The organism is Rhizobium mongolense USDA 1844, assembly GCF_000419765.1.
Taxonomy (GTDB): Bacteria; Pseudomonadota; Alphaproteobacteria; order Rhizobiales; family Rhizobiaceae; genus Rhizobium; species Rhizobium mongolense.
Genome location: NZ_ATTQ01000004.1, coordinates 189375 through 208271 on the forward strand (window position 1 = coordinate 189375; position 18897 = coordinate 208271).

General features: G+C 61.4%; 14 protein-coding genes and 1 pseudogene. 6 read left to right on the forward strand and 9 right to left on the reverse strand.

Going from position 1 to position 18897, the window contains the following annotated elements:
• Positions 1–67 precede the first annotated feature (67 nt).
• The 3 genes and pseudogenes from carB to A3C3_RS45110 form a co-directional block, all read right to left on the reverse strand.
• The gene (gene carB, locus A3C3_RS0108910) at positions 68–3553 is read right to left on the reverse strand and encodes a carbamoyl-phosphate synthase large subunit (protein WP_022714256.1); all 3486 of its coding nucleotides are present in this window, start codon (positions 3551–3553) and stop codon (positions 68–70) included.
• A 172-nt stretch (positions 3554–3725) separates the two neighbouring features.
• On the reverse strand, positions 3726–4751 hold the full coding sequence (locus A3C3_RS0108915) for a zinc-dependent alcohol dehydrogenase family protein (protein ID WP_028739510.1): 1026 nt from the start codon (positions 4749–4751) through the stop codon (positions 3726–3728).
• Between the two features lie 72 nt (positions 4752–4823).
• A pseudogene (locus tag A3C3_RS45110) lies at positions 4824–5076 on the reverse strand (LytTR family DNA-binding domain-containing protein); the annotation flags it as partial.
• A 219-nt stretch (positions 5077–5295) separates the two neighbouring features.
• Here A3C3_RS45110 and ypfJ point away from each other — a divergent pair.
• Positions 5296–6228 carry a KPN_02809 family neutral zinc metallopeptidase gene (gene ypfJ / locus A3C3_RS0108920; RefSeq protein WP_022714258.1) on the forward strand — a complete coding sequence of 311 codons (933 nt, stop codon included), beginning with the start codon at positions 5296–5298 and terminating at the stop codon, positions 6226–6228.
• A gap of 80 nt (positions 6229–6308) precedes the next feature.
• On the opposite strand, the gene A3C3_RS0108925 is transcribed toward ypfJ, so the two are convergent.
• Positions 6309–7304 (reverse strand): aldo/keto reductase, encoded by a 996-nt coding sequence (locus A3C3_RS0108925; RefSeq protein WP_022714259.1) that lies wholly within the window; start codon positions 7302–7304, stop codon positions 6309–6311.
• Between the two features lie 260 nt (positions 7305–7564).
• Positions 7565–7774 (reverse strand): hypothetical protein, encoded by a 210-nt coding sequence (locus A3C3_RS45115; RefSeq protein ID WP_145611807.1) that lies wholly within the window; start codon positions 7772–7774, stop codon positions 7565–7567.
• Between the two features lie 261 nt (positions 7775–8035).
• On the opposite strand from A3C3_RS45115, the gene A3C3_RS0108940 reads away from it, so the two are divergent.
• Together A3C3_RS0108940 and A3C3_RS0108945 are read left to right on the forward strand one after the other, a co-directional pair.
• Entirely contained in the window at positions 8036–9283 is a 1248-nt protein-coding gene (locus A3C3_RS0108940) for a TCR/Tet family MFS transporter (protein WP_022714262.1), read from the forward strand.
• A 140-nt stretch (positions 9284–9423) separates the two neighbouring features.
• Entirely contained in the window at positions 9424–10827 is a 1404-nt protein-coding gene (locus tag A3C3_RS0108945; RefSeq protein ID WP_028739511.1) for an MATE family efflux transporter, read from the forward strand.
• A gap of 16 nt (positions 10828–10843) precedes the next feature.
• On the opposite strand, the gene A3C3_RS0108950 is transcribed toward A3C3_RS0108945, so the two are convergent.
• Together A3C3_RS0108950 and carA are read right to left on the reverse strand one after the other, a co-directional pair.
• Complete coding sequence (locus A3C3_RS0108950; RefSeq protein ID WP_022714264.1) at positions 10844–11164, reverse strand: antibiotic biosynthesis monooxygenase family protein; 321 nt, start codon at positions 11162–11164, stop codon at positions 10844–10846.
• Between the two features lie 124 nt (positions 11165–11288).
• The gene (carA, locus tag A3C3_RS0108955; protein ID WP_028739512.1) at positions 11289–12494 is read right to left on the reverse strand and encodes a glutamine-hydrolyzing carbamoyl-phosphate synthase small subunit; all 1206 of its coding nucleotides are present in this window, start codon (positions 12492–12494) and stop codon (positions 11289–11291) included.
• 275 nt (positions 12495–12769) lie between these two features.
• Here carA and A3C3_RS0108960 point away from each other — a divergent pair, with 275 nt between their 5' ends.
• Positions 12770–13222 carry a GatB/YqeY domain-containing protein gene (locus A3C3_RS0108960; RefSeq protein ID WP_022714266.1) on the forward strand — a complete coding sequence of 151 codons (453 nt, stop codon included), beginning with the start codon at positions 12770–12772 and terminating at the stop codon, positions 13220–13222.
• 3 nt (positions 13223–13225) lie between these two features.
• On the opposite strand, the gene A3C3_RS0108965 is transcribed toward A3C3_RS0108960, so the two are convergent.
• Together A3C3_RS0108965 and A3C3_RS38035 are read right to left on the reverse strand one after the other, a co-directional pair.
• On the reverse strand, positions 13226–14083 hold the full coding sequence (locus tag A3C3_RS0108965; protein ID WP_022714267.1) for a hypothetical protein: 858 nt from the start codon (positions 14081–14083) through the stop codon (positions 13226–13228).
• Positions 14084–14653: 570 nt separating this feature from the next.
• Complete coding sequence (locus A3C3_RS38035; RefSeq protein ID WP_022714268.1) at positions 14654–14860, reverse strand: BrnA antitoxin family protein; 207 nt, start codon at positions 14858–14860, stop codon at positions 14654–14656.
• Between the two features lie 154 nt (positions 14861–15014).
• Here A3C3_RS38035 and dnaG point away from each other — a divergent pair, with 154 nt between their 5' ends.
• Positions 15015–16994, forward strand: coding sequence for a DNA primase (dnaG, locus tag A3C3_RS0108975; RefSeq protein WP_028739513.1), 1980 nt, complete (start codon positions 15015–15017; stop codon positions 16992–16994).
• 14 nt (positions 16995–17008) lie between these two features.
• Entirely contained in the window at positions 17009–18850 is a 1842-nt protein-coding gene (gene recQ, locus A3C3_RS0108980) for a DNA helicase RecQ (protein ID WP_376774897.1), read from the forward strand.
• Positions 18851–18897 lie beyond the last annotated feature (47 nt).

The following is an 18897-nucleotide window of genomic DNA, read 5'->3' on the forward strand; positions in this document are numbered from 1 at the left end:
GCTCCGACTGTACCGCCGCAACGGTAACATCCGGGAGGTTTTACGGCAACTTCCGGTCGTCTAATGCTCAGAAATAGCTCTGCAGCGGGCGAACCTCGAGGTTGCCGGCCTTCAGCGCCTTGATCGCCTGGGCGGCTGCTTCGGCGCCGGCCATCGTCGTGTAATACGGCACCTTCTGCATCAGTGTCGCGCGGCGGAGTGACTTCGAATCGGAGATCGCCTTGTTGCCGTCCGTCGTGTTGATGACAAGTTGGACCTGGCGGTTGCGGATTGCATCCTCGATGTGTGGACGGCCTTCGAGCACCTTGTTGATCTTCGTCGCTTCGATGCCATTTTCAGCCAAGAAGCGTTGCGTGCCGCCGGTGGCGAGTACCTTGAAACCTTCGTCTACAAGAACACGGATCGCGGGCAGCACTCGCGGCTTGTCGTGGTCGCGAACGGAGACGAAGACCGTCCCGTCACGCGGCAGTTCAACGCCGGCGCCGAGCTGCGACTTGGCGAAGGCAAGGGCGAAATCGGTGTCGAGGCCGATGACCTCCCCGGTCGAGCGCATTTCAGGCCCGAGCAGCGTATCGACGCCCGGGAAGCGGGCGAAGGGGAAGACGGCCTCCTTGACGGCGATATGCTTCAGGGCGCGCGGATCGGGCTTTTCACCGTAGGCGGCGAAGGCGGCATCCAGCTTCTCGCCGGCCATGACGCGGGCGGCGATCTTGGCAATCGGCGCGCCGATGGTCTTTGCCACGAACGGCACGGTGCGCGAGGCGCGCGGGTTGACTTCGAGTACGTAGACGGTGCTGTCCTTGATCGCGAACTGCACGTTCATCAGACCGCCGACATTCAGCGCCTTGGCCATGGCCTTTGCCTGGCGCTCGAGCTCGTCGAGCAAGTCCCCCGACAGCGAGCGCGGTGGCAGCGAGCAGGCCGAGTCGCCGGAATGGATGCCGGCCTCTTCGATGTGCTCCATGATACCCGCGACGTAGACGTCATCGCCGTCGGAGAGGCAGTCTACGTCGACCTCGATGGCGTTCGTCAGGTAGCTGTCGAAGAGCAGCGGGTTCTTGCCGAGCAGCGTGTTGATCTGGCCGGTCTTGTCGTTCGGATAGCGCTGCTTGATGTCTTCCGGAACCAGTTCCGGAACGGTGTCGAGCAGATAGGTCTGCAGCATCGATTCCGAGTGGATGATCTGCATGGCCCGGCCGCCGAGAACGTAGGAGGGGCGTACCACCAGCGGGAAGCCGATTTCGGCAGCGACGAGGCGAGCCTGCTCGACGGAATAGGCAATGCCGTTGTTCGGCTGGTTGAGGTCGAGCTTCATCAGAAGCTTCTGGAAGCGGTCGCGGTCTTCGGCAAGGTCGATCGCATCCGGCGCGGTGCCGAGGATCGGGATGCCGTTCTTTTCCAGCGCTTCGGCAAGCTTCAGCGGCGTCTGACCGCCGAACTGGACGATGACGCCGACGACCTCACCCTTTTCCTGCTCGGCGCGCAGGATCTCGATAACGTCTTCGGCCGTCAGCGGCTCGAAATAGAGGCGGTCGGAGGTGTCGTAGTCGGTCGAGACCGTTTCCGGGTTGCAGTTGATCATGATCGCTTCGTAGCCGGCATCCTTCAGTGCGAAGGCGGCGTGGCAGCAACAGTAATCGAACTCGATACCCTGGCCGATACGGTTCGGACCGCCGCCGAGGATGACGACCTTCTTGCGGTCGGAGACCTGCGCTTCGGAGCGGGCGGCGCCGACGAAGGGCGTTTCGTAAGTCGAATACATATAGGCAGTCGGCGAGGCGAATTCGGCCGCGCAGGTGTCGATGCGCTTGAAAACCGGGCGGACATTCAGGCTGTTGCGAAGTTCGGCCACTTCTTTCGGACGCTTGTTCGTCAGCGTCGCGAGGCGCGCGTCCGAAAAGCCCATGGCCTTCAGCATACGCAGGTTTACCGCGTCGCTCGGTAGGCCATGCGCGCGGATACGGGCCTCCATGTCGACGATCGCCTTGAACTGGGCGATGAACCACGGGTCGATCTTGGAGCCCTCGTGAACCTCGGCCTCGCTCATGCCCTGGCGCAGCGCCTGGGCAACCATACGCAGGCGATCGGGCGTCGGCGTGCCGATCGCGGCGCGGATGGCGTTCTGGCTGGACTCGCCTTCCTCGACGTCTGGAATTTCGATTTCATCAAGGCCAGTCAGGCCCGTTTCGAGGCCGCGCAGCGCCTTCTGCAGGGATTCGGCGAAGGTGCGGCCGATCGCCATGACTTCGCCGACGGACTTCATCGCCGTCGTCAAGATTGGCGAGGCGCCCGGGAACTTCTCGAAGGCAAAGCGCGGGATCTTGGTGACGACATAGTCGATCGACGGTTCGAAGGAGGCGGGTGTGGCGCCACCGGTGATGTCGTTTTCCAGTTCGTCCAGCGTGTAGCCGATCGCGAGTTTCGCCGCGACCTTGGCGATTGGGAAACCGGTTGCCTTGGAGGCGAGCGCCGAAGAGCGCGAAACGCGCGGGTTCATCTCGATGACCACGAGGCGGCCGTCCTTTGGATTGACGGCGAACTGGACGTTTGAGCCGCCGGTCTCGACGCCGATCTCGCGCAGCACCGCAATCGAGGCGTTGCGCATGATCTGATATTCCTTGTCGGTCAGCGTCAGCGCCGGAGCGACGGTGATCGAGTCGCCGGTGTGGACGCCCATCGGATCAATGTTTTCGATCGAGCAGATGATGATGCAATTGTCCGCCTTGTCGCGGACAACTTCCATTTCATACTCCTTCCAGCCGAGGACCGACTCCTCGATCAGGACTTCGGTCGTGGGCGAAGCATCGAGGCCGCCGCCGACGATGTCGAAGAATTCCGAACGGTTGTAGGCAATGCCGCCGCCGGTGCCGCCGAGGGTGAAGGACGGGCGGATGATGGCTGGCAGGCCGACGTCATCGAGCGCCTGAGCGGCGATCGCCATTGCGTGGTTCAAATAGCGCTGCTTGCGGTCGCTCTCGCCCAGGTTCCACTGGTTTTCCAGATCGTCCAGCGCAGTGTCGAGTGCGGCGCCGGAGAGGCTTTCGCGCAGCTTTGTGCGCTCGGCCTCGTGCATCTTGCGGTCGGCGTCCTTGATGTCTGTGGCGTTCGCCAGCATCGAGCGCGGCGTTTCCAGCCCGATGCGGGCCATGGCTTCACGGAAGAGGGCGCGGTCTTCCGCCATGTCGATCGCGGCCGGCTTGGCGCCGATCATCTCGACATTGTAGCGGTCGAGCACACCCATGCGCTTTAGCGAAAGAGCCGTGTTCAGCGCCGTCTGGCCGCCCATGGTCGGCAGCAGCGCATCCGGCCGCTCCTTGGCGATGATCTTGGCGACGACTTCCGGGGTGATCGGCTCGACGTAGGTCGCGTCCGCGAGACCCGGGTCGGTCATGATTGTCGCCGGGTTGGAGTTGACAAGGATGACCCTGTAGCCTTCCTCCTTCAGCGCCTTGCAGGCCTGGGTGCCGGAATAGTCGAATTCGCAAGCCTGGCCAATGACGATCGGTCCCGCGCCGATGATGAGGATCGATTTGATGTCTTGGCGCTTCGGCATGGGCGATATCCGTTTCTAGCTGCGCAAAAAGCCGGCCAGGGTGGGAGGCACCGGGTCGGTCGCGCACGAGGGGTCTTTTCAGGCTAGAAGCGGCTTATAGGCAAATGTATTTGCAAACGGAACCCCATAAATCGCGGAATCGACAGGAATCCGAAAACTCCTGAAATGCCGTTCACGGGCCGGGTACTACAATGACGCGTATCTCGCCGTTGCGTGCCGGATTGGCGATCGCTTCCGGCGCGTTATCAAGCCCGATCCGGCGGGAGATGAGAGGCTCGACCTTGATGACGCCAGTGGCGATCAGGTCCGCAGCGCGACCGTGGGTGAAGGGGTTCAGAAACGAGTTCACCAGCTTGATCTCGCGAAACAGCAGATCGAAGGGCTGCATGGAAATCCTGGCGCCTTGCGGCATGACACCGAGGATCACGACGGTGCCGCCGCGGCGGGCGAGGAGAGGAGCCTGTTCCATGGTCTCCGCCACGCCGGCGCATTCGATCACCACATCGGCACCGCCCGGCAGAAGGCCCTGGTCAGCGGTGACCAGATTGACGACGTCGCCTGCTGAGGGGTCGGCCGTTGCCGTCGCGCCAAGGTCTTCGGCAAGCCGCCGTTTATCGGCGTTGCGCGTCACCAGCACGACACGCGTTGCACCGGCGAGCCGCGCAAGCTGCACGACAAGTAGTCCGATCACGCCACCGCCGAGCACGGCCACGGATGCGCCTGCCCTGATCTTTGCCAGATCGACGCCGTGCAGACAGCAGGCGAGGGGTTCACAAAAGGCGCCATGCAGCGGTGCGAGCGACTGAGGCAGTTCGAACGCCTGTTGCTCCGGCATGCAGACATACTCGGCAAAACCGCCATCCCGATGAATGCCGATCGCCTGCAGGTTCCGGCAGAGATTGACATGTCCGCGCTGGCACTCCGGGCAGCGTCGGCAGGCGATGTTCGGGTCGCCGGTCACCCGCATGCCGGGGCGAAAGGCGCTCACGCCTTGCCCAACGGCTTCGATGATGCCGACGAATTCGTGCCCGAGTGTCACCGGCGGCTTCGACGGAAATTCACCCAGGAAGAGATGGCGGTCGGTGCCGCAGATGCCGCAGGCTTCGACCTTCACCAGCATTTCGCCAGGGCCTGGCACCGGCTTTTCCATTCGGCTTACCGCAAGCCGCCCCGTCGCTTCCAGGCGTACAGCTTTCATCATGTCCTCCCGCATCCTCTCCTTCAGTGAGGGCGAAAGCGGGAGTCACGTCAAGCATTTGGTGCATTTTCTTCAACCGACGCAACGCCGCACCTTCGCCGCGCAGCTACGGCTGACCGGAATTTCGAAGCCGTCGCGCGTCAGGATAAGAAGGTTCCGTTTGTCCTGCTTCGAGCGCTCGACATGGGCATCGGCAGTCCCATGCGAGCGATGAACCTGCAGCCCGGCTGTGTCGCCCGGCTCCTTCAGCGTGTCGCTAAAGGAAAAGGAGCACGAGTTCGCGGCCGAGGCTTGTCACGACTTCGGTCTAGTGGTCTTGGACCGGTCTGTTCACTTTGGTGCCGGGGGCGATCATGAATGAGGTGATCTTCAGCGGGAACGATACGGTCGGCCATGGCCGGCATTGTGCACGGGACGATCGGTGCCATTCGCGCTTTGTCCGCGTCTAAAGCCCTTTGCCTGAAACCTGCTGGCCTTCACGCCGTCGCCGGATATATAATTGCCCTAGAGCGCATGCCTGCGCATCGCCAGGGGGAGAGTTCAGATGGAATGGAAGGGGCGCCGCCAGTCGGACAATGTCGAGGATCGCCGCGGTGATGCGACGGGTGGCGGGTTCGGCCGTAATCCGTTCGGCCGCAACGGCGGCTTCAGCTTTCCAACAGGCGGCGGTGTGGGACGCAGGGGTGGCGGGCTTTCGATCGGCACGATCATCTTCCTCGTTGTCATCTATCTGATCTTCAAGGCGATGGGCATCGACCTGATGCAGGTGTTGGATGGCGGCATGACGGGCGGCTCCGGCTACGAGCAGAGCCAATCGGAAGGCACTAGTACGCCCGCCGATGACGAAATGACCGCATTCATGCGTACCGTGCTGGCCGAGACCGAGGACACCTGGCAGGGCATCTTCCAGGCTCAGGGCAGGGATTATGAGGAGCCAAGACTGGTGCTCTTTGCAGAGGCGACGCGATCGGCCTGCGGTTTCGCATCCGCCGCCACCGGACCGTTCTATTGCCCCGGTGATCACAAGGTCTATCTCGACACCGCGTTCTTCCAGGAGCTCGAGAGCAAATTTGGCGCCTCCGGCGACTTCGCCGAAGCCTATGTCGTCGCCCATGAAGTCGGCCACCACGTCCAGAACCTGCTCGGCATCCTGCCGAAGTTCAACGAGGCGCGCCAGCGCATGAGCGAAGCCGAGGCCAATAAAATGTCGGTGCGCGTCGAGCTGCAGGCCGATTGCTTTGCAGGCATCTGGGGGAAATATACCGAGCAGAAAGGCATGCTCGATGCCGGAGACCTTGAAGAGGCGCTGAACGCTGCTCAGCAGATCGGCGATGACACGCTGCAGAAGCGCAGCCAGGGCTATGTCGTGCCGGAAAGCTTCAATCATGGCACCTCGGACCAGCGCATGCGCTGGTTCAAGCGGGGCTTCGACAGCGGCCAGCTCGCCGCCTGCGATACGTTCTCCGGGCCGGTTTGAGCGAGCATCTTTTGCTCGCCCTCTCCTCATTTTGACAGGGAGAGGGCTGGGGAGGGCGCTGCCAGCAGGAGCTTATGGCCCTATTTTTCGCTGTCCATATGCTGCAATTGCGCATCCGGGTAGCGCGCGCCTGCCGCCGCATCCTTCGGCACGGCGCGTGCGATCGTGTCCATATCATCTGCCGAAAGCTCGACGGCTCTTGAACCGAGCGCTTCCGTCAGCCGGTCGCGGCGGCGGGCGCCGACGAGCGGGATAATGTCCTTGCCCTGTGCGGCAACCCAGGCGATTGCGATCTGGGCGACTGAAACCCGCTTTGCCTCAGCGATCTTGCGGAGTTCTTCGACGAGCGCCAGGTTCTGGTCGATATTAGCTTCCTGGAAACGGGGGCTATAACCGCGAAAATCGCCTTTGCCCGATGCCTGGCCCTTCTGCCAGTGGCCGCTGATCAAGCCGCGCGAGAGCACGCCGTAAGCGGTGATCGAGATGCCGAGTTCGCGGCAGGTGGGTAGGATTGCATCTTCGATGCCGCGGGAAATCAGTGAATATTCGATCTGAAGATCGACGATCGGATGAACGGCCGCCGCCCTGCGGATCGTGTCGGCGCCGACTTCGGAAAGGCCGACGTGCCGAACATAGCCGCCCTTGATCATGTCGGCGATCGCGCCGACGGTCTCTTCGATCGGCACGTTCGGGTCGAGGCGGGCAGGGCGGTAGATGTCGATGTAGTCGACGCCGAGACGCTGCAGCGAGTAGGCAACGAAGTTCTTGAGCGCCGCCGGCCGGCAATCGTAGCCGAGCCACGTGCCCCGCGGATCGCGGAGCGCTCCGGTCTTGACGCTGATCACGACATTCTCGCGTTTGCGGCCTTTCAGCGCTGCGCCGATCAGCATCTCGTTATGGCCCATGCCGTAGAAATCGCCCGTATCCAGCAGGTTGACGCCGGCATCCAGCGCGGCATGGATGGTGGCGATGCCCTCTTCGCGATCCGAAGGGCCATACATGCCCGACATACCCATGCAACCGAGGCCGATGGCGGAAACTTCGGGTCCGGTCTTTGCCAAACGATAGGTCTGCATCTCTTTTCTCCTTTTTCGATACCTGAGCGGCATCCTCAGACGTGTTTTACCCGACCGGACTTTGTGCGATAATTCGGATAACATTGAACACCCTGTACGATAATGCGCACAATGGATGACTTGCCTCTCAGTGATCTGGCTGCCTTCGCCGCCATTGCAAGGAGCGGAGCCTTCGCACGGCAGCCCATGTTGCCAGTGCCATATCGTTGCCGCGTCGCCCGCCTATCTCGAAAGACGCGGCGTGCCGCAGCACCCGAAGACTATTGGCGCAACGGCGCACGTCTCGACGGGGAGTTCGAGAGCGACGGCGAAACGCTGGTGATCCGCCGTCCGGGTCGCTGGTAGCCAACGTCATCGAGATGGAGGTTGGTGGTGCCATCGCCGGCCTCGGCGTCACCGGTCCCTTCGAGGAAGTGCTCGCTAGCCATTGCACGCGGCGAACTCATGCCGATCATTGAGGCGTGGGTCACCGGATTCTCCGGACCGTTCCTCTATTATGACAGCCGCAGGCACATGCCACCTGCGCTGCGCGCCTTCGTCGGTTTCGTAAAGGAGCAGCGGCGGCCCGCTTAGAATCTCCGTTTGTTCCGCCCGCCGATCAATTTCGCTGGCGGCTTGATCAAAAACTTTGAAATGTTCACGTATTGTTTCATTTTTCTCGTTGGGCTATGTAACAACCCCGGCGACGAGATCGTCTTTCCAGAAAGCAATCCCCTGTTGAGAGATGTTCCATGCTCGATCCCAAATTCGTTCGCCGAGGCCTCTTCCTCGTTTTCATGATCCTGTTTTTGGACGTGATCGGCATTGCGATCATCATGCCGGTGCTGCCCGCCTATCTTGAGGAACTTACCGGCGGAACCATCAGCGATGCCGCACTCGACGGCGGCTGGCTGCTGGTCGTCTATGCCGGCATGCTGTTTTTGTTCTCGCCGCTGCTTGGCAATCTCAGTGACCGTTTCGGCCGCCGTCCGATCTTGCTTCTCTCCGTGGTGACCTTCGCGATCGACAATCTCATCTGCGCGGTCGCCACCAGCTTCTGGATGCTTTTTGTCGGCCGGGCGCTCGCAGGCTTCAGCGGCGGCAGCTATGCGACGTGTTCTGCCTATATCGCCGACATCAGCAATGACGGGAACCGCGCCAAGAATTTCGGACTGATCGGCATCGCCTTCGGCGTCGGCTTCACGATTGGACCGGTCATTGGCGGTCTACTCGGCGAATTCGGCCCGCGCGTTCCATTCTTCGGCGCAGCGGCGCTTTCCTTCCTCAATTTCGCTGCGGCCTATTTCCTGTTGCCGGAAACGCTAGACGCCAAGCATCGGCGCACTTTCGAATGGAAGCGAGCCAATCCGCTGGGCGCGTTGAAGCAGATGCGCAATTATCCCGGCATCGGCTGGGTCGGCGCCGTCATGTTCCTCTTCTGGCTGGCACACGCCGTTTATCCGTCCGTCTGGTCCTTCGTTTCGACCTATCGCTACGGCTGGAGCGAAGGCCAAATCGGCCTTTCGCTCGGTATCTACGGCATCGGCGCTGCGATCGTCATGGGGCTCGTGCTGCCAAAGATCGTGCCGGTGCTCGGTGAGTGGAAGACCGCCATCGTCGGCCTTTCTTTCTCCGTCGTTGCTCTGACGGGTTATGCTTTCGCCTGGGAGGGCTGGGTCGTCTACACGGTCATCATTCTGACCGTGATGGAAAACGTCGCCGATCCGCCGCTTCGCAGCATCGCCGCCGGCAAGGTGCCGCCATCCGCGCAGGGCGAATTGCAGGGAGCGCTGACCAGCCTCAGCAGCATTACGACGATCGCCGGCCCGCTGATCTTCACGCAGATGTTCGGCTATTTCACCGGGCCGGATGCTCCAGTGACCTTTGCCGGTGCTCCCTACCTGCTCGCCGCCTTCTTTATTCTCTCGGCGGCCCTGGTGTTCCTCGCGAAGGTCCGGACACCGAAACCTTCGGAAGCCTTGGAGGCGCCGGCGCAATGAGCTATCAGAATTCGTGATGATGTGATGAATTTTTCATCATCTGCCTCTTTTGGGGTGGCTCTTTGCGGGCCTTTGATCTAAGGCCCGGTATTGCCGCGAAATGCGGCCTGAACTGATTCAACCAAACAGGAATGGCTCTGATGGACGCGCCGATCGACGTGCACAGGCTTGCGCCGCAAACCGACAATCACTGGGGTGCGCATTTCCGCGCCACGTTGTCGCTCGGCATTCCGTTCATCGGCGCACAGCTTGCCCAGCTTGGCATCAATACCACGGACGTGATGATCGTCGGCCGCCTTGGCGCCGAGAATCTGGCTGCCATGGTGCTATCGGCGCAGTTTCTGTTCACGATCCTGATTTTCGGTTCGGGCTTTGCCATTGCGGTTATCCCGATGGTCGCGCAGGCTTACGGCCGGGGCGATGTCGTCACCGTTCGTCGCTCGATGCGCATGGGCCTTTGGATGGTCACACTCTATTGGCTGGTCATGCAGCCGGCCTTCTTTTATGCCGAGGAGATATTGCTCGCCGCTGGCCAGAAGCCGGAAGTGGCCAAGCTTGCGCACGGCTATATCCTGATCGGCCATTTCGGCGTGCTGCCGGGGCTGCTCTACAATGTTGTGCGCGCGCTCGTCAGCGCGATCGGCAAGGCTGCCGTCGTCCTCAATGTGACCATTGCCATGCTGGTTATAAACGCGATCTTCGCCTACGCCCTCGTCCTCGGTCATTTTGGTTTTCCGGCAATGGGCCTTCAGGGCGCTGCGATCGTCTCGGTCGCAGTGCAGACTGCGGGCTTTATCTTCATCCTCGCCTATGTGCAGATGAGGCAGGAGACGCGGCGTTACGAGATCCTGGTGCGTTTCTGGCGGCCGGATTGGCACGCGCTTTGGGACGTCGTTCGTCTCGGTCTGCCGATCAGCGTGACCATTCTTGCGGAAGTCAGCCTCTTTACAGTTGCCTCGCTGCTGATGGGTTACATCGGCACGATTGAGCTTGCGGCACATGGCATTGCGCTCCAATGGGCGTCGATCGCCTTCATGATCCCACTCGGCCTCTCGCAGGCCGCAACCGTCCGCGTCGGCATTGCGCACGGGCAGGGGGACCATTCCGCTCTGGTTCGCGCCTCGATCGCGGTACTGATCATCGCGGCGGCGATCTCCGGTATCGGCGGCGTGCTTTTTGCCATCATGCCCGAATTTCTCGGCAGCTGGTTCCTGGACGTCAATTCGCCGGAAGCGCCGCAGGTCCTGGCTTACGCCGGTCCGCTCATCGTCGTTGCCGGTCTCTTCCAGCTCGTCGACGGCATGCAGGCGGTTGCCAATGGTTTGCTGCGCGGCCTCAAGGATGCGCGTGTGCCGATGATCATGGCGCTGATTGCCTACTGGCCGATCGGATTCTTCCTTGCCTGGTTCTTCGCTTTCCCGATGGGCTTCGGCGGCGTCGGCATCTGGTTCGGTTTTCTCGTCGGCCTTGCGGCTGCCGCGGTCATGCTCTGCGCGCGTTTCTACATTCTCGTGCGTCACGAGGGGGAAATGGCCGGCGCCTGAGCCGGCCATTCGATCGTCAAGCTGCAACCGGCTTGTAATTGGCGATGTCGGCACGGATACCGAGTCGCGTGAAAAGCGCCTGAGGATCGAAGTTTCGCGCCCGGTGCGCCGCCTGGACGGCGGCCTTTACCCGCTCGACGACCTCGGCGCTTTCCCATTCGGCAATCGTCACGAAATTGAATTCGCCCGGCCCCGATACCTGCTCCAGTACCGTGTGCCGGATGAAGCCTTCCTGGGCCTGCAGCACCTCGTGCGTCCTCAACACATTGATCAGAAACTCCTCGCGTGCCTCCTCCGGCACAGCAAACTTGTCCACGCGATAAAAAGCGCCGTTCATCACCATCTCCTTGGTTGTCGATGTCACGGCAATCGGTCTAGTTCCTCAAGTTAAGTTTAGGTCAAGCGCCAGGTAAAAGAAAAGCCCGCGGCAGGCGGGCTTTCGTTCGGCTGACGACTGCGTGTCAACGCTCGGCGAGCGCTGCTTCGCCTTTCTTTCCGCGCACCATGTTGATGAAGCGGCGGAAGAGGTAATGGCTGTCCTGCGGGCCGGGAGAGGCTTCCGGATGGTGCTGGACGGAGAAGATCTGCTTGCCGGCGACGCGCAGGCCACAATTGGTGCCGTCGAAGAGGGAAACGTGAGTCTCCTCAACGCCTTCCGGCAGCGACTTCGTGTCGACCGCAAAGCCGTGGTTCATCGAGACGATCTCGACCTTGCCGGTCGTATGGTCTTTCACTGGGTGGTTGGCGCCATGATGGCCCTGGTGCATCTTTTCGGTCTTTGCGCCGAGCGCGAGCCCCAGCATCTGGTGGCCGAGGCAGATGCCGAAGACAGGGATATCCGTCTTGATCAGCTTCCGGATTACCGGCACGGCATATTCGCCGGTTGCCGCCGGATCGCCCGGGCCGTTCGACAGGAAGATGCCGTCCGGCTGCATGGCAAGCACGTCCTCGGCGCTCGTCGTTGCCGGAACGACCGTGACCTTGCAGTCGAGGCCTGCAAAGAGGCGCAGGATGTTGCGCTTCACGCCGTAATCGAGGCAGACGACATGGTATTTCGCCTTGTCGGCGGCAAGTTCTGCGTAGCCTTCGTTCCAGATCCAAGGCGTCTGCGCCCATTGCGACGACTGGCCGGAGGAGGCGATCTTGGCGAGATCGAGGCCCTCGAGGCCGCTCCAGGCCTTGGCTTCCGCCTTTAGGGTTTCAAGGTCGAAGACGCCGTTCGGGTCATGAGCAATCACCGCATTCGGTGCGCCGTTCTCGCGGATCCAGGCGGTGAGCGCGCGAGTGTCGATGCCGCAGAGGCCGATGACGCCGCGGGACTTCAGCCAGGCATCGAGATGCTTTGCGGCCCGGTAGTTGGAGGGCTCGGTGATGTCGGCCTTGAAGATGACGCCGACCGCGCCGTGGCGCGCTGCCGGCGTCAGGTCTTCGATGTCTTCATCATTCGTGCCGATATTGCCGATATGCGGGAAGGTGAAGGTGACGATCTGGCCGAGATAGGAGGGGTCGGTCAGAATTTCTTCGTAGCCGGTCAGCGCCGTGTTGAAGACCACTTCGGCCTGGACCTTGCCGGTGGCGCCGATACCCTTGCCTTCGATCACGGTTCCATCTGCCAGAACGAGCAGGGCGGTCGGCTTTTCGGTTGTCCAGGGTGCTGTCGCGGTCATCTTCATCCCGTTTCCGGCAGGTCCTGACGTCTTGGGGGCCGTCAGACTGCCATTTGTGTTCGCAAGCGTATGGGCGCAGCTTGTCGCAGCGCATCTCAGGCCTGATCACGAATTTTGGTGCAGGTGGCGGTAGATAGCCGCGCTGTGCCCCGGCGTCAATCTTTCTAGCGTGGATCGGCGGCCTTTTCCTTCGCTTTCTCGCGCAGATATCGCAATTTATTTGATCCCTGCCATCGGGCTGGTTTATGAAGCGCCATTCAACAGGAGTGAAGATGATGCTGCGCGATCAGGTCGCCACCGCGCTCAAGGACGCGATGAAATCCAAGAATGCCGAACGGCTCTCGACCGTCCGCCTGATCCAGGCGGCGATCAAGGACCGCGATATCGCCAATCGCGGCACAGGCAAAGGCGAGGCTCCGGATGACGAGATTCTGCAGATCCTCGCCAAGATGGTGAAGCAACGCGACGAATCGGCAAAGATCTACGAAGAGAACGCCCGTCCCGAACTTGCTGCCAAAGAGCGTGCCGAGATCACTGTGATCCAGGACTTCCTGCCGAAGCAGCTTTCGGACTCCGAAGTGCGGGCGAATATCGCTGCCATCATCAAGGAGACCGCCGCCGAGGGGCCGAAGGACATGGGGAAGGTCATGGCGGCGCTCAAGGAACGCTATGCCGGCCAAATGGACTTCGCCAAGGCGTCAGGCACGGTCAAGGAACTGCTGAAATAGGCTCTATGCAGCCGGGCCGAGCACTGCCTCGGCCGCAGCATCGACGACCGCGAATTTCGCGGCCTGATAATTCCAGTATTCGAGAATGAAGCCGCGCGAGAGCCAGAGATCGCCCTTGCGCGGCGGCTCCTCCCAGCCGATGCTTCCCATTTCGGCGGCCTGTGAAAGCAGGCGCTTCAGGTGCGTATTCGAAATCATGAATTGCGCACGGATTTCGCCAAGTGATACGGGACCAAGAGTCGTGCGCTCCTTCGACCGATCGAAGCCCGGCAGGCGCGACATCAGATAATCCATGACCAGCCCGCCCGAATTTGCCCAGTTGAAGAGATTGAAAGTGCTGCCAGGGTCGCGCACGGCATCGGTTTCGATGATCGCCTTGGCGATCAGCGGTTGGATTTTGCCGATGGTTGAAAGATCCGCGCTTGCCCGCTCGAGGCGTTTCCCGCCATCGAGTCCGTCGAGGATGGACAGATGGGCGAGCAGCCACTTCAGGAAATGCTGTTCGGCCGTTTCCGTCGGCTCAAGCAGCCGCGTGCGGCGATCGCTCTGACCGCTTGCCGGCTTCAGGAAGCGATAAGCAAGCATTTCCTGCATGAAAGCGGCAGCGGTATTGCGGCTGGCAATCTTGTTGGCGACGACGAATTCGACAAAGCGGCCGGAATAAAGCCCTTTCTTTATGCCGTCGGGATAGCCGTAGTGCAGCGCAAATCCGGCATGCGCCATCAGCCAGCGCTGCTGTGCGGCAAAGATCGAGGCAATGCGCGGGCTTTCGCGATAGATCGCAAGCATCTCATTGGCGCAGAGTAACACTGCTTCAAAAAAACGATCATCGGCTGCAAGTTTTTCTGCGGTAATAGACATCCAACATTCCAGGCGGGCACACGTATTCCATCTGTTACGAAGGACGCGCCTGTCAATGTTACTTTGCACAAGGATGCTGGAAAATTCCGATGGTCAGTTAACCGAGAAGGTTAAAGCCCAAAAGTAAAGAAGGCAGGAGCTGGGGGCGCTCCTGCCTTCTTGCTCTTTGCTTGTCGCTGGCGACGCAGGCCGAAACCCAAACCAGCGGCGTATTTGCAAAGGCACCCTTGCGAGGCGGCGCCGGGGGTAGGGATGGAGCCTCGCTCGGGGATCGCTTGTTGGGATGGAGCGTATTGCCATGCAGCAGAGGATTCAAATTACAAAAATATAATAATTCGATCGTGAGCTTGTTGCATGCGAATGAACGGTGCGCACGGACAACGCCAAGCCTATCCCGCGATCTTCTTATGTGCGCACTAATCGATTGATAAACAAGGAATTTTTGTTCGTCGTGAGGCGTGTCTTGCCGCGAGCCTGTTTGGTCTGTTTGGAAGGCGGACCGGCGGTCGGCGTGCGCAGTTGTCGCACCCTCGGCTGCAACCTCTCATGCTTTTTTGATTGTTTTTTTTGTTATTTTGGGAGTCGATCGTTCAAAGCTTTCTGCTGCTGGACATAGTGGCACAGGACGGCGTTGATGCGAGTTTGATAGCCCTTGCCGCTTGCCTGGAAGAAATCGAATACTTCCTGGTCATCCAGCCGAATACAGGGATTCTTGGCGCGCTCAATGTCCTCGTCGGTTATGGCGAAGGACGAGAACTGCTTCTGAACGGGCTCCATGCTGCATCTAAAAGTTCGATTGCTTCTGGGCACGCATGCGTCGCCGTCTATACAAACTCGAGGGCGTCAAGCCTGTGAATAGCGCGTCTTTCCGCCGAAGTTCATGGCAGGTCCCGCCAAACCTGCGTATATGATGGTTCGCCAAGAGGTTCATATGCGCTTTTCCAATTCCTTTCTCGATGAGATACGCGACCGCGTCCAGATTTCGGATGTGATCGGCCGTCGCGTGAGCTGGGACAAGCGCAAGACCAATGTTTCGCGCGGCGATTACTGGGCCTGCTGCCCATTCCACGGCGAGAAGTCGCCGAGCTTTCACTGCGAGGACCGCAAGGGCCGCTATCACTGCTTCGGCTGCGGCGTCACTGGCGACCATTTCCGCTTCCTGACCGAGCTTGAGGGCATGAGCTTCCCCGAAGCCGTTCAGCAGATCGCCGATATGGCGGGTGTCGCCATGCCGATCGCCGATCCCGTCATGGAAAAGCGCGAGAAGGAGCGCGGCTCGCTTCAGGACGTCATGGAACTGGCGACGCAGTTCTTCCAGGACCAACTGCAGACGGCGAACGGCGCGCGGGGCCGGGCATACCTGCGCGACCGAGGGCTGACGGGCCGGACAATCGACACCTTCCGCCTCGGCTTTGCGCCGGACAGCCGCAATTCGCTCAAGGAATTTCTGGCGGGTAAGGGCGTGGCCAAGGAGCAGATCGAAGCCTGCGGTCTTGTGGTCCATGGTCCCGACGTGCCGGTCAGCTACGATCGCTTCCGCGACCGCATCATGTTTCCCATCCTCTCGTCGCGGGAGAAGGTGATCGCCTTCGGTGGCCGCGCCATGTCGCCGGATGCGCCAGCGAAATATCTCAATTCCAACGAGACCGAGCTCTTCCACAAAGGCAATGTGCTCTACAATTTCGCGCGCGCCCGGCGAGCGATCCAAGGTGCAGACGGCGCCGGCACCGTCATCGCCGTCGAAGGTTATATGGACGTCATCGCGTTGCATCAGGCCGGCGTCGAGAATGCCGTTGCGCCGCTCGGTACGGCGCTTACCGAGAACCAGCTCGAACTGCTTTGGAAAATGACGCCGCAGCCGGTGCTCTGCTTTGATGGCGACGGCGCCGGCATCCGCGCCGCAAACCGTGCGGCAGATTTGGCGCTGCCGCATCTGAAGCCCGGCCGAACCGTGCGTTTTGCGCTGCTGCCAGATGGCAAGGACCCGGATGACCTCGTGCGCCATGATGGCCGTGCGCCTTTCGACAAGGTGATGAGCCAGGCAAAACCGCTCGCCGAGATGCTCTGGAGCCGCGAGATCAACGCGGGCAATTTCGATACGCCGGAGGCGCGCGCCGAACTCGAAGCCCGGCTGAAGCAGATGGTCGCCGTCATCGTCGACGAAAATGTCCGCCGCCACTATCAGCAGGACATCCGCGACCGCCTCAACGCATTCTTTCAGCCGCAATTCCAAAACCGTGGCGAGCGCCGAAGCTTCGATCGCGGCGGCCGGCCCGGCGGACGCGGCGGGCAGGAGGCGCGCGGCGCGCGCATCTCCGGCGGCGGCGTTTCCGAGCGCCTTGCGCGTTCGGGTCTCGTGCGCGGGCATCAGGAAATTCCGGCGTTGCGCGAAAGCGTGCTGGCGCTCACCATCGTCAATCATCCCGCCCTGATGCAGGACGAGTATGACGAAATCGCCTCGATCGATTACGACAACCGCGAGCTTCAGCGACTATGGTCAGGTGTGCTCGGTGCTGCGGCGGCCGTCGCCGGGCCGCATCTGACGCGCGAATACCTGATCGAGCGGCTGGAGGAGCAGGGTTTCGGCGCGCTCCTTAAGAGCCTGGAGCAGCAGATCCGCAACGCGCGCCTCTGGATCGCGACGGAGGAGGCGGCCATGGAGGATGCCCGCGAGGGCTACCGCCAGGCGCTTGCCTTCCACAAGCGCGCCAAGGCACTGCGCTGGCAGAAAATCGAACTCGAACGCGAGATCGCCGAGGCAACGGAGGCCGGAGACGGCGATGTCATCGACCAGTTGATGCGCGCCCTGCAGGAAGTCCATTTCGAGGGCCTCCGGCTGGAGAACCAGGAAGCCATCATCGATGGCTTCGGCGTGCTTTCCGGCCGTGTGAAGGGCGCGGCAAGCCATTGATGGACGGCGGCGACATGGCATTTTCGGCCGCAGGCGCGCTCTTCGGCAACGGCCGGGACCCGCTCGTTATCCTGAAGCGCGTCTACGGCTATCCCGGGTTTCGCGGCAAGCAACAGCAAGTGATCGATCAGCTCGTGGCAGGCGGCGATGCCGTGGTGCTCTTTCCGACGGGCGCCGGCAAATCGCTCTGCTTCCAGATCCCGGCGCTCTGCCGTGACGGCGTCGGCATCGTCGTTTCGCCGCTGATTGCCCTGATGCGCGATCAGGTGGAGGCGATGAGGCAGCTCGGCATCCGCGCTGCAGCGATCAACTCGTCGCTCACCCGCGAGGAATTCGTCGATGTCCGCCGCGCACTGTCGGCGGGTCAGCTGGATCTACTTTACGTCACGCCGGAGCGGATCCTCATGGACGGCTTCAGAGAGACGATCGGCAGTGCGAAGATCGCACTGTTTGCGATCGACGAAGCGCACTGCGTCTCGCAATGGGGGCATGACTTCCGCCCGGAATATCGCGAACTCGGCAGGCTTGCGGATCACTATCCGGGCGTGCCGCGCATTGCATTGACCGCGACTGCCGATCCGCACACCCGCGACGACATCATCGAACGGCTGGCGCTGAACAACGCCAAGGTTTTCACCACCAGCTTCGACCGGCCGAACATCTCCTACGAAATCGTCGAGCGCGATCAGCCGCGCCAGCAGCTCCTGCGGTTCCTCTCGAGGCACAAGGGCAATAGCGGCATCATCTACTGCCTGTCGCGCGCCAAGGTCGAAGACACGGCAGATTGGCTGAACGCGCAGGGCATCCGCGCGCTTCCCTATCATGCCGGCATGGACCGGTCGCTGCGCGATGCCAATCAGGATGCGTTCCTGAAAGAGGAAGAGCTTTGCCTCGTCGCCACAGTCGCCTTCGGCATGGGCATCGACAAGCCGAATGTGCGTTATGTCGCCCATCTTGACCTGCCGGGCTCCATCGAGGCCTATTACCAGGAAACCGGCCGTGCTGGGCGCGACGGCCTGCCGTCGGAGGTCTGGATGGCCTATGGCATGTCCGACGCCATCCAGCGCCGCCGCATGATCGACGAGGGCAATGCGGCCGATGAGATCAAACGCATCGAACGCGGCAAGCTCAACGCGCTGCTCGCCATCTGCGAAACGGCTTCCTGCCGCCGCCAGGCGATCCTTGGGCATTTCGGCGAGGCGCATGCCGGCAAGTGCGGCAATTGCGATACCTGCCTGAAGCCAGTCGAAACCTGGGATGGGACGGAAGCGGCGATCAAGGCGCTTGCCGCCGTCTATCGCACCGGCGAGCGTTTTGGCACCGGCCATGTGATCGATGTGCTTCTCGGCAATGCCAATGAAAAGACCGAGCGTTTCGGCCATGTCGACATGCCGGTCTTCGGCGCCGGCAAGGATATCCCGGCCCGCATCTGGCAATCCGTCTTCCGCCAGCTTCTTGCCATGGGTCTGATCCGCATCGATCATGAAGCCTATGGCGCGATGAAGCTGGAGCCGGATGCCCGTGCCGTCTTCAAGCATGAACGCCAGGTCTTCTTCCGCAAGGATCGCCCGGCCTCGGAACGCCGCACCAAGAAAGCCGAACGTAGCGAGCGCCGCTCCGGCCTTTCCGGCGCCGACGGCATTCTCTTCGAAGCGCTTCGGGCCGAACGCACGTCGATCGCCAAATCCCTCGGCGTTCCGCCCTATGTCGTCTTCCCCGACACGACGCTGATTGCCTTCGCCACCGAGCGGCCAAGGAGCCGGAAGGAGCTCTTGAACATCTCGGGCGTCGGGCAATCGAAGCTTGAGCGCTTTGGCGATGCGTTTCTGGACGTCATTCTGGCAAACGGCAACTAGACCGGAATGGGGCGGTTGCAGAGGTCTGCCTAATGCAATCGGGTGGT